The organism is Flavobacterium adhaerens (genome assembly GCF_040045115.1).
Classification (GTDB): domain Bacteria; phylum Bacteroidota; class Bacteroidia; order Flavobacteriales; family Flavobacteriaceae; genus Flavobacterium; species Flavobacterium adhaerens.
This window is the reverse complement of record NZ_JBDLZX010000009.1, coordinates 145,637-158,178: the sequence shown is the minus strand read 5'-3', so window position 1 is coordinate 158,178 and position 12,542 is coordinate 145,637. Positions and strand designations below refer to the sequence as shown.

The following is a 12,542-nucleotide window of genomic DNA, read 5'->3' as shown; positions in this document are numbered from 1 at the left end:
GCGTATAAATAATTTAATTCATCGCGTTTTTACCAAATTGATATCAGGCTTTGGTGCTTTCTCCATTCCGTAGCCCATGTAAAAACTAGTATGTGGCGGTTGATTATAGCCTACATTTTGCCAGGCAATACTCAATCGGTATTGCGAGTCGTGCATCAACGTATATTGTCTAACATTGGTTGGAATAGTGGTGGTGTAAATTCGTAATTCCGAATTATCATTACTTTTCAAAATCAATTCTTCGCGCCAATCGCCCCAAATATCTGCTGATAAAGCTGGTGTCGATTTGGTTCCGTTATTCGATGAAGCACCTTCTGCAGTCAACAAACGACCCAGTCCGTATTTTTCGATGTAATTCGAATTTAATAGTTCGCGACTCACATCGCCATCCCAATAAATCACAAAATTGGCTGCACTAGGCGAATCCCCGACTCTATTCCCTTTGGTATCAAAAACACCATTTGAACCCGACCACCACAATTGCGCTCCTTTTTTATCGGCTACAATATTATCGGCCACACCTCGACCTACGTCTTCATTTTTAGAACCCGAAAAAAGAATTTTACCGGTTTTAGCATCATACAAAGCAGCTCCCAAACCTTCGGAACCACCTTCCAATTCATGCACGCCAAAAACTTCTAATCCCGGATTATCCAAATCCAAATCACTCACGTGCAAAGCATCACCGTGTCGTAATCCTGTTGTAAATAATCCCTTCCCGTTATCATCGACCAACATTGCACCAAAAACTATTTCATCTTTTCCGTCATGATCTACATCGGCAACCGAAAGTCCATGATTACCCTGACCCGAATACCGATTTTTTCCGTCTTTACTGTCAAAAACCCAACGAGAAGTCAATTTATTATTTTTAAAGTCGAAAGCTGCCAAAACCGTTCTGCCATAATACCCACGGCACATGACTACACTCGGATGCACTCCGTCTAAATATGCCACACAAGCGGTAAAACGGTCTGCACGATTTCCGGTATTATCACTATGACCGTTTCCGCCAAAACCACCCCAGCCACGTAAATCTCCCCTTTCTGGAATATAATCAACCGTTGCAACTGCTTTCCCGGTACGCCCATCAAAAACGGTTAGGTATTCTGGACCTTTCAAAATTTTCCCATAAGTCCCCAATTTTTCATCCGTATCGCGCCAATCTTTAGTAGCATCGCCTATTACATTGCCAACGCCATCCACTGTTCCATCAGCTGTTTTGCAAACCATTTCAGCATAACCATCACCATCTAAATCATACACCATAAATTGGGTGTAATGTGCTCCTTCTCGAATGTTTTTCCCAAGATTGATTTCCCACAACAATTTCCCTTCCAAAGTATAAGCATGAAAAATAGGCGGATCGGTAAGGCCTTTATGCGAATTATCATGCCCTTTTCCCGTCATGTGAACGATAAGTTCGTAACGACCATCTCCATCAAGATCTCCAACCGAAACATCATTCGCTGTATAACCATCAATCTTTTTTAAGGGTAATGAAACGTAATTTTTAGCTTCTGAATTGGCTGAAATTCTAAAACTTCCTTTTGCTTCTTGCTCTTTTCCCTTTTCAATCGTTTTGACAAACCATTCGTTGTTTTCAGAACTTTTTGCGGTTTTATCGATAAAAAAAGTAGCCCCTGAAATTGGTTTATCGTTCAGTTTTACTGGTTTCGCTTCGTTGCTTTTTCGGTATAAATTAAAAGCTAGATTATCCGAATCGGTACCTAAAACTCGCCAACTGATATAAAAACCATCCTTTTGTTGGATTGCTACGAGTCCACGGTCGAGGTTTTCCATTTGTCTTTGACCGAAAACTGAAAAACCAATCAGAAATAATATTATACTTTTTAGCAATTTTGACATATTTTATTTTTTTTATTTTTTTTAAAGCACGCAGATTTGCGCAGATGAACTTTTAATCATCAACTAACAACAAACTAATCAAAACATCTTCATAAAGCCTTCGCTTTTTACTTTCCACGTTCCATCTTTTGGGAAACCTGGATTTTCGCCCACTGAGCCTTCCCAACCGGCACACATCATCGCAACAGTTGTAAGGACTCCTCCATTTCCTGGAAGATAAAGTGTTAGTCTTCCCGATTGGTAATTGTGTCCGTTTTTCAAATAGGTATTGGTCGTTACATCCATAAATAAGGCATCAATGGCTTTGTTGGGTAAACCCAAACGAGCTGCCGACATAGCGGTCATCTGGAAATCCCATCCCCAGGTTTTTTGCCAAGACCAAGTATCCCAAACCAAATCGAAGGTGTTTCTCATTATTTTTTTATCCAATAATGAAGTTTCAGGCAACATTCCGAAAGTTCCTAAAACAGAAGGATGATCCGTTTTAAATTCAGGATTAGTGTATGAATCCGTAGCACTTTCGGTTGCCAAATAGACATTGTTTTGAATTGGCAAAGGCGATAAATCTTTCAGAACCGCTTCCCATTTTTGAGGAACCGCTTGCTTCATTCTCTTTTTCCATTCGATGGCGGTTTTTAAAGCCCAATTCCAATAAGCCAATTCATACGTGGGATTGAACGTTTGCATCGCCACAAAACGCTCCTGCGCCGGAATCACGCCGGGACCCAACATATAGCGTTTCTTTTCTTTATCATAAAAAGCAAACGAAGCCATAAAATCGGCGGTAGCAAAAACGCGTTCGCTGTATTTTTTTAAAGTCGATTCTGATTTTGACGAATCGTATAACAACTCCGCATAAGTAATAAAATGAGGTTGTTGCCAAATCAAAAAAGCTCCTACCGATGACGGACTTTCGTTACCCTCTGGATCGGTCATTTTTTGCCAACGAGCTCCTTCAAAACCTTGTCTTTTTGCTATTTTTTTGGCTTTATCAAAAGCATTTTCATACCAGCCCAAAGTATTTTCTAAATACTGAGATCTTCCCCAAAGCGGAAAATGAACCCCGTGCCACCAATGCATTTCCAAATGCGGTTTTCCGAACCAACTGTTGTACGTCAAACCCGTTTCCTGCGGAGGCACAGAACCTGCACATTGAATTTTAGTTAGATATTGCGAAAGCACCACTCGGCGCTCCAATTCGTGCGCTCTTTTATCGGTACTTCCAGCAAAATCTACCGCTGCACCGCTTTTCCAGAATTTATCATATCCTGTAACCGAACTTTTTTCAATCTCCGCAAATGACGGAACGGTGCCTTTATTTTTATTGGTATGAATGAATGCGCAAGTCAATTCCAATTGATTGCTATTAGTTGGTTCTACTAAGAAATAATGTTTTGTCTTTTCTTTTACAACAGCATTTCCTTTCCATTTCAAATTTATATCATACGAAATACTGTCCATTACATGTGTAATCGTTGCTTCCGAAGTATTCTTGATTTTCAGATTGCTTTGATAGTCTAATTTTCCTCCCCATTTTTTCCCCATTTCAGTTCCCTCAATAGCAACTGTTGAGATCGCTACATCTTGTTTTTCTTCCCATTTTGTTCCCATATCTCCCCAAAGTCCTGTTGGATACGGAATACGAACACGAACTTTCAAATGCCCCTGCTTCATCAAATCCGATTCGATTTGGAAACCTAAAGCATCTTTTTCTTGATGACAAGTCGTGATTACTTTTACAGTGGTTCCTTCGACCTCAAAAGAACTTTCTATTTTTCCTGTCCACAAATTCAGTTTTTGATTAATCGCTTTGATGTCTTCTGGCTTTGCCAAAGTCCCGTCTTTCTTGGTAATTTCCAATCCAATATTCCCCAATTGCAATAAATGTGCATTTTGACGAAACCATTCCACCGCCTCTTTTTTACGGGCTGGTTCTTTAATCTGTGCAGAATACGAAATCTTTCTTCCGTACTGATCTACCTCTTTCAGAGTCTCCGAAAATTTATAGCCATTTACATTTTTATAACTGTCCCAACCCCACTCGGCTTGGGTTCCTAATGGCACACCGTTTTGATACTTTTCAGGAAAAGATTGCAAACCAGTAACGTCAACGGTATAGGCAAATTTTCCGTTTCCAACGCTTAACGAAGCCAAAGTATCGATTGCATTTATCTTTACATCGTGTCTTGTAACTACAGCTTTGCGATCGATTTTTTGTTGAGCAAATATCCCTGAAGACAACAACAAAATGGAAAAGATTAAATATTTTTTCATGTTTTTAATTTTAAAATTGGACTCTTGATCCGTTGTATGTTTTTTAATTAACCTTGTACTAATTGTTATTAAAATTGTACGCAGATTCAGCAGGTTTTTTGAATTTACAAATCTGCCAAAATCTGTAAAATCTGCGTGCTATATTTTTTTATTTCAATCAAATAACCTTTATCTAACCAACGTCGCACTCATCAACCCAATCACCACATCATTGGTAATGGTTTGTATCGAAAGGCTTTTTAATTTTTTGGACGGATTCAATGGCAAATCCAAAATCGTTCCAGCTCCGCCCTCAATTCCATTATTCGAAAATCCTTTTATCGTTTTATAATCCGAAAAAGTTCTGGAAACCTCTCCCGATTTGAAATACACTCTTGGTGGTTTTGGCACATTTGTTGAAAAAGCCAAACCATCTACAAAATAATCTTGCTCGATAGGCCACCAATTTTCAGGGTTTTTGAGTTCTAATACATCTTGCGAACCATCGGTGTAAGTAACAATCACTTTACCATTTACCATTCGGCTTTGCATCGGATTGGTCGAACCCGCCATCATCAAATACAAATGTGACGCTTTGCCTTGCAACGGAATATTTACTATGTTTGGAAAATTATCCCATCGCGAGGTAAAAACGATATTCTTTTGAGAAGCTTCAGATGGGGTTTGGAAAACCAATTTATCATCTACTTTAAATTCGTTATCCTTCGATTTTGCTCTTAAACCCGAATCATCAATTGTTGGCTGAATAAATGGATAACACCAGTTTCCAATTCCTTGTGTGGGCAATTGCAAAGTCACGGTTTGCGGACGAGGAGACAAGTATTTTTGGGTAAAAATATCCGTCACTTTGGCATTGAAAAAAAAATTCAAATCTACTTTTTCGAATTTTCCTTTCGCTTGATTTGGAATATCCCAATTGGTAAATGACAAATTCAAATCGCCCAAATCTTTAGTTTTTAATTGCAATTTATTGGTGCCTGCAACGGTATTTTTCAAAGGAATAGCAACAATTTCTTTACTATTTCCTTGTATGTTGATTTCTTTTCCAAAAGAATTTACAATCAATTTTGCCGAAACATTGTTATCCGAATTATTTTGAACGGAGAGCCTTACTTCATTTGATTTTAATTCGGTTGAAACAATTTCCAATCTTGGTTTACAGTTAATGACAACTGGTTGCCACCACATCATTTCGCCTTGTTGCAACTGCACAAAAAGTGTTTTATGACCGATGCCGTTTATGGTTGCGGTGATTTTATTTTCGGTTTTTGAAACTGCACTCAAAACTTTTTGTGGGTCATTGATATCAATGATTTTTGCCATTTTAGTTTCGAATACAAAAGCATCTTTTGGATTGTAATTTTCTTTTATTTTAGGTTGTTCCAAAGCTTTTTCTTCCCAATTAATTACAATGGAATATTTTTCGGCAAAAGGCGATTCAATAATAATTTCGGGCTTTTCGATTCCGTTTTTGGTAATCGTATAATTCGCTTTATTTCCATTAATAGTAATACTATTTATTCTTTCAGCAATTCCTTTTACAATAAATTTCAAAGCCATTTTTGTTGACAAATGACTGGTAATTTCATACGAATCGGTTTTTTTTTCTCTTTTAAAATCAAAAGACATATCTGGAATTTCCAGTGAAGCCGAGTTCCATTTTTCGGGAAATCCGGGTTTAATAGTCAATTGTTTCGCCAAAACATCAGGCTGAATTCCGAACAAACCTTCGACCAAAGTTCGAGCCGCCATCCCTATTGGATCGGCAAAATCACGGTACAATTCGCCACGCACGGCATCCTGAATCATTAACTGTTCAAAACCACCAGGCGATGGACTCAGATACATACTTTCTACCAAGGCACTTTCCCACATTTTAAAAGCTTTCTCTACATTTCCACCTTGCCAGTACGCCAACGAAGTATGCAACTGTTCTGCCAACGCCACATTGTTTACAGACCACGTATAAGGTTGCCAATTGGTCGTGCTGATGACAAATAAATCCTTTTTATCTAAGCCTTCTACAGCAATTGGAATGTGCGGAATTTGCGTATCAACATAACGCAACATTTGGTATTGTTGAAAAGGATTTCCCAACTCTGAATCAATCGTGTGGTAAATACTCCAAACGCCTGGAACATCGTGCAATAATTGATTGCCCAAAGCATCTTTGTATTCGGCAAAAATTCCTTTTTCGGGAATCCAAAGTTTGTCTTGAACCGCTTTTGCAATTTGATTGGCCTTTTCTTGATATGGTTTTTCGTTAAGATTTAAAGCCTTTGCCACTTGCATCATCATCAGATTAGCATAATAATTATAAGCCGAAGAGTGAATCACACCCCCTCCACTGTATTGCAAAGCATCGCTCGCCCAAATAGATGCATACGCATCATAAAGTCCGTCGTTATCTGGATCAAAATTGCGGTTTTCCCAATCGAGATGACGCTGTAAAACCGGCCACATTTCTTTCATAAAATCGGTATCTCCTGTCCATTTAAAATGACGCAACATCTGGTCAAAAAACACCAAATTCATATCATAATGATGCGCAACCGTATTATTGTTGGGTTTGCGGCTGATGTAACCGCTACTAAACATTGAAGTTCCGATTTCCTCTTTTTGACGAGCCAAATTGCGCTCTTCATCAAAAACAATTGGTCCAGATTTAGGTTCGGTAACTTGAGAATTGCTGTAGCCTGTAAAATGCGTTTTCGCTCTGTCGTGCCAACCCAAAGGATCGGCTACATAAGCGCCACGCCAAGCATTGAGATGCATTCGCCAAGCAATGGCTCCGTGTAAATAGGCTGGACTTTCCCAAATTCCATCCGCCGCAATAGCCAAAGCCGAACCCAAAGTATTGATGTACGGATCGGGCGTTTTGACTTTTACTCGATTGGCTAAAGCTAACATCGAAGCAGAGGCTCTTTCAAATAAAGTAGCCATTTCTTTTTGAGAAATAGCTTTAGCATTGCTTTCTGGAGTAAAGAACCAATAAAAAGTAGTCTCTTTTTGTAAATTGATTTTTCCGCAAATCACATTCAGCTCACTTTTGTCAGCAGAAAACAAATCAGACGGTGATCTTTGTTTATTGGCATTGGCGATTTTCACTTCCGAAGTTGGAAAAAACCCTTGCACTTGCTTATCGTTTCCTATTTTTTTCTTGTTCGATTCGGAGCCGTACTGTAGTACAAAATCATTCTTATTTAGGTCAAAAACATTTCCTTTGCAATAATCGGGTTGCAGGTAAAAAACCGATTCTGGGTCGGCACCAATATCGCCATCACGACTAAACTTTTTTCCAGTTGCTCCTCCAAATGCCCAAAATAAAAATTGTTTCGGATTGGCATTTTGAACTTTGGCTTTTACTACAAAACCTTCTTTATCAGTCAAAGCCACAACTTCTAATAGGATTTCCGTTTTTGCAAAAGAAACATCTTTTATAGCATAATACATTTTTCCGTTGGCGTAACGTGTCGTAATTTGTTGGAATTCGGTAAACCATTTGCTTTGGTTTTCATCGCCAAAACCTAACTTTAGATTTCCTCCCATTCCCGGCATGTACATGGCAAACTCAGGCAAATCGCCCGTTTCGACTCTAAAACCAGTATTGGAACCGTACAAAGCACGATTGAATTTTCGGGTGCCATTTTGCAACAAAAAACCATCAGCATCGGGCACGTAATGAATTCTACGTGAGGCTGAATTATTTTGTCCCAACATTGCTATCGAAAACAAAATGAAAAATAAAATGAACTTAATTTTCATAAAAATCATTATAAAATGATACTCTTTTTTTGCATCTTACAATTTGAATTGCTCACTATAAAAATTAAAACAATGCCTTTATTACAAACATTAACAACACAATATTGCAGTTTTTAAAACAATATTCCATCCTGTACCTACCCGTCTATTCCAAAAATCATTTTTTTGTACCTTTCAACAACCTCATAGTACAGGATGCAATTTTGAAAACGAACCCCTAGTTTTGATTTTATATTAATTAAACCCATAAACAAATGAGTTCTTTTAGAATTTTTATCGCATCATTATGTCTCGTTTGCTCATCAAATATGATAATAGCAATGGGAAAAGATGCAATCGAAATCGGAAAAAAAAGCACATCGATACCTACAGCTCTTGCGATCAAATCAAAAATTTTCAATTTTGAATCTTCCCAAAAAAACGCCAAATTCACAAATGTTTTTACACCCATAACTTACGATGAAAAAACAGGCTATGGTTTTGATTACCAAACAAATTCAAATGCAACCTTCAATAAATTGGGACTTAGTATTGATAAAAGCACTTATTTTTCGGTAAAAATTCCCGAAGGAAATTATAAAATAAAAATTGCTATTGGCGGTGCATCAAAAGAGTGCAACACGACTATAAAAGCAGAATCCCGCAGAGTAATGGTAAATCAATTTTTGACAAAAAAAGGAAAATCATCAGTAGCAGAATTCAACGTAAATATTCGAAATAGTGTTATAGATTCCTCAAATTCTATTAAACTAAAAGACCGAGAAAAAGGAGATTTAAATTGGGACAATAAACTCACACTAGAATTTTCGGGAACGACAACCATTCAAAACATTGAAATTATTGCGCTAGATAAAATTACTACGGTTTTCTTAGCGGGCGACTCCACCGTAACCGATCAAGATGTTGAACCTTGGGCCTCTTGGGGACAAATGATCCCTCAGTTTTTTGGGACCAATGTTGTCATTAGCAATTATGCTTGTTCTGGTTTGACCTTGAGCTCCTTTAAAAGTAGTAATCGTTTACAAAAAATAAGTTCACAAATTAAACCTGGAGATTATTTATTTATCGAATTTGGGCATAATGACGAAAAAATAAAAGGCCCAGAAAACACCGCTTGGAAATCGTATTCGGATTTATTAGCAGAATTTGTGCAACTAGCCAGAGACAAAGGTGCTTTTCCGGTTTTGGTAACACCAACTCAGCGTCGTTTTTTCAATACAGATGGTTCTTTGTTAGAAACCCATGGCGATTTTCCTGAAGCCATGCGAACAGTTGCTAAAAAAATGAATGTGCCTCTTATTGATATTACCCAAAAAACAACTTTTATGTACGAAGCTTGGGGAGATGACGAATCCAGAAAAGCTTTTGTACAATATCCAGCCAACACTTTCCCGGGGCAAACCAAAGCCTTGGAAGACAATACTCATTTTAATACTTTTGGTGCCAATGAAATTGCTTTGGCTGTACTTCAAGGAATTCGAGAATTGAATTTACCTTTGAAAAAAGATATTCTAAAACAAGCTCCAAATTACGATCCAAAACATCCAAATTATATTTCGAATTGGACTTTGCCAATGAGCACCCGTTTTGAAACTACTAAGCCTGATGGCAATTAATTATTTCTGAATACCATTAAAACATAAATATGCATAACTCCATAAAATCTCTTATTGCTATTGCTTTAGCTACCATTTCTACCCACAATTCCTCAGCTCAACAAACTGAAAAAATTCTGCTTTCTGGAAAAGATTTTGAACATCCTGTACAATGGGATTTTTATTGTACCGATGGCAATAAAAGTAAGACTTGGTCTAAAATAAATGTGCCTTCGCAATGGGAATTAGAAGGTTTTGGCGAATACACCTATGGCCGTTGGTACAAAGAACTCAACCAAAAAGAACCGAGCAAGGAAGAAGGTTTGTACAAATATGAATTTGATGTTCCTGCTGATTACAAAGACAAAGACATTACCATTGTTTTTGGTGGCGCCATGACCGATACCGAAGTAAAAGTCAACGGAAAATTGGCGGGCGAAATCCATCAAGGCGGTTTTTATGAGTTCAAATACAACATCACTTCGTTATTAAAATATGGAACCAAAAACACGCTCGAAGTTCACGTTTGGAAACATTCTGCCAATAATTCTGTAAATGCTGCCGAGCGCAAAGCCGATTGGTGGTTGTTTGGCGGAATTTATCGTCCGGTTTGGTTAGAAGTTGCTCCCAAAGCACACATCGAGCATATTGCTGTAGATGCCAAAATGGATGGCTCTTTGGCAGCAACATTAGATTTAGAAAATATCTCGAAAAATGTTGAAGTTCAAGCTACGATTGTTGGGGTAAAAGACGGAAAATCTTTTGCAACAAATTCTTTCAACATTAAAAAAGGAAGTACTCAGGAAATTATAAAAACCAAATGGGACGGAGTTCTGCCTTGGAATCCCGAAAATCCGAATTTATACACTTTAAAACTTTCCTTAAAAGAAAATGGTAAAACCATTCACGAATACGAAAAACGCATTGGTTTTAGAACATTAGAATTTAAAAAGAAGGACGGAATTTACGTTAACGGAACCAAAATACAAATGAAAGGGGTTAACCGTCATACGTTTTGGCCAGAAGGCGGACGCAGTACCAGCAAACGCATTAGCGTGATGGATGTGAATTTATTGAAAGACATGAATATGAATGCGGTTCGTGGTCATTATCCTCCAGATTCTCATTTCTTAGAAGCTTGTGATTCGTTGGGAATTTTTGTTTTAAACGAATTGGCGGGCTGGCAAAATGCTTACGATACCAAAACGGGAACCAAATTAGTCAAAGAAACAGTTGAACGTGATGTCAATCATGCATCGGTAATCATTTGGGACAACGGAAATGAAGGCGGATGGAACTACGATGTCGATAAAGTTTTTGAGCAATACGATCCGCAAAAACGAATCGTAATTCATCCGTGGGCTGATTTTAATGGCTGGGATGCGCATCATTACCCAACTTATTTAACGGGTGTGCATCGTTTTAATCAAGGTGAAAATGTGTTTTTCCCAACCGAATTTATGCACGCTACTTACGACAATGGTGGTGGAGCTGCCTTAGAAGATTTTTGGAAACGTTACAAAGAAAGTCCATTGTTTGCTGGTGGTTTCATTTGGGCAATGGTAGATGAAGCGGTTTTTCGTTCGGATTGGACAGGAGCCGAAAAATTTGACTCCAAAGGTTCTTTGGCTGCCGACGGAATTCTAGGACCTCATCGTGAACGCGAAGGTAGTTTTTATGCGATTAAAGAAATTTGGGCTCCAATCCAGTTTGCTCCTTTTCAAATATCTGAAAAATTCGATGGCAAAATTTTAATCACCAACGATTATTTGTTTAGCAATTTGAATACCTGTCAAATAGAATATCGAGTGATGCAAGCGGATAAAAATTTATTTTACGGAAATAACGAAGCCAAAAGTATTGCCTCAGGAAAAATCGAAATTCCGAGTATCGAACCAGGAGAAACTAGAAAAATTAGCATTCCAGTTAATTCAAATTTCTTCAATGGCGATTTCCTTGAAATTTCTGCCAAAGACCAACACGGACGCGAAATATATACTTGGTCGTGGCCTATACATAAAGCGGATTATTTTGCAGAGAAATTTGTATTGACAGAAAAAACCAATGCAAAAGCAACGATAAAAAAAGAAGGCAACCAAATCACACTTTCGGCTAATAAAGTGGAATTGGTTTTGGATGCTTTAAACGGTGAAATCATTTCGGTTAAAAACGATAAAAATACCATTCCGCTTTCGCAAGGTCCAAGACCAATTGGTATGAAAGCTACTTTTAAAGAAATCAAAACCGAACAAGTTGGAGATAAAGTCGTTTGTACCGTTTTCTACAACGGAGCGATGCACTCAGTAAAGTGGACGATGGAAGCTGATGGTCGTGTACTAATGGAACTGCGTGCCTTAACCAACGCTACCAATAACGGCGGATTTGACGGAGCTGCATTTGATGATGCCATTGACAAATTCGGAATCACTTTTAGCTATCCAGAACAAGGTGTAACAGGTATGAAATGGTTTGGAAAAGGCCCTTATCACGTTTGGAAAAACCGTATGAAAGGTGCTACGTACGGCATTTGGCACAAAGACTACAACAATACGATTACAGGCGAAAGTTTTGATAATTTGATTTATCCCGAATTCAAAGGCTACCACGCCAATTTATTTGGAGCCAATTTAGAAGCTGGTAACAATTCGTTCAAAGTTTTCAGTGCTTCCGAAAATGTGACCTTTAGAGTTTTCACACCAGACGAACCCAAACATGCGTTACCAGGCAGCTATCCACAACCAAAATTCCCAGAAGGCGATCTATCTTTTATGTATGAAATTCCAGGAATGCGCTCTTTCAAACCGCTAGAACAACAAGGACCTTCTAGTCAACCAACCAATATCCGAATCAAAAGTGGCGATGACGGTATAACCATGAACTTGTGGTTTGATTTTAGAAATTAAATAGCACGCAGATTTGGCAGATCTAAGCTGATTTTTGTTGATTATCTAAAATTTTAAGTGTGCAAAATCTGCGTGAAAATAAAAAAAATAATTAGCCACAGATTAGAATGATTTACACAGATTAAATGCATAGATT

Annotated in this window: 5 protein-coding genes; 2 read left to right on the top strand and 3 right to left on the bottom strand. The window is 38.0% G+C overall.

Annotated features, from left to right (window positions below; all coding sequences use genetic code 11):
- Positions 1 to 18: 18 nt before the first annotated feature.
- The 3 genes from ABEB18_RS13465 to ABEB18_RS13455 form a co-directional block, all read right to left on the bottom strand.
- A complete protein-coding gene (locus tag ABEB18_RS13465) occupies positions 19 to 1,869 on the bottom strand; it encodes a rhamnogalacturonan lyase (protein WP_348799829.1) in 1,851 nt (616 codons plus the stop codon).
- Positions 1,870 to 1,947: 78 nt separating this feature from the next.
- The gene (locus ABEB18_RS13460; protein ID WP_348799828.1) at positions 1,948 to 4,143 is read right to left on the bottom strand and encodes a hypothetical protein; all 2,196 of its coding nucleotides are present in this window, start codon (positions 4,141 to 4,143) and stop codon (positions 1,948 to 1,950) included.
- 168 nt (positions 4,144 to 4,311) lie between these two features.
- Positions 4,312 to 7,908, bottom strand: coding sequence for a DUF4450 domain-containing protein (locus ABEB18_RS13455; protein ID WP_348799827.1), 3,597 nt, complete (start codon positions 7,906 to 7,908; stop codon positions 4,312 to 4,314).
- Between the two features lie 308 nt (positions 7,909 to 8,216).
- On the opposite strand from ABEB18_RS13455, the gene ABEB18_RS13450 reads away from it, so the two are divergent.
- On the top strand, positions 8,217 to 9,524 hold the full coding sequence (locus ABEB18_RS13450) for a rhamnogalacturonan acetylesterase (protein WP_348799826.1): 1,308 nt from the start codon (positions 8,217 to 8,219) through the stop codon (positions 9,522 to 9,524).
- A gap of 29 nt (positions 9,525 to 9,553) precedes the next feature.
- Positions 9,554 to 12,406, top strand: coding sequence for a glycoside hydrolase family 2 TIM barrel-domain containing protein (locus ABEB18_RS13445; protein ID WP_348799825.1), 2,853 nt, complete (start codon positions 9,554 to 9,556; stop codon positions 12,404 to 12,406).
- Positions 12,407 to 12,542: the final 136 nt, after the last annotated feature.

Coding starts and splice junctions, on each gene's coding strand:
- ABEB18_RS13455 (WP_348799827.1), bottom strand. CDS start 7,908: ATGAAAATTAAGTTCATTTTATTTTTCATTTTGTTTTCGATAGCAATG.
- ABEB18_RS13460 (WP_348799828.1), bottom strand. CDS start 4,143: ATGAAAAAATATTTAATCTTTTCCATTTTGTTGTTGTCTTCAGGGATA.
- ABEB18_RS13450 (WP_348799826.1), top strand. CDS start 8,217: ATGATAATAGCAATGGGAAAAGATGCAATCGAAATCGGAAAAAAAAGC.
- ABEB18_RS13465 (WP_348799829.1), bottom strand. CDS start 1,869: ATGTCAAAATTGCTAAAAAGTATAATATTATTTCTGATTGGTTTTTCA.
- ABEB18_RS13445 (WP_348799825.1), top strand. CDS start 9,554: ATGCATAACTCCATAAAATCTCTTATTGCTATTGCTTTAGCTACCATT.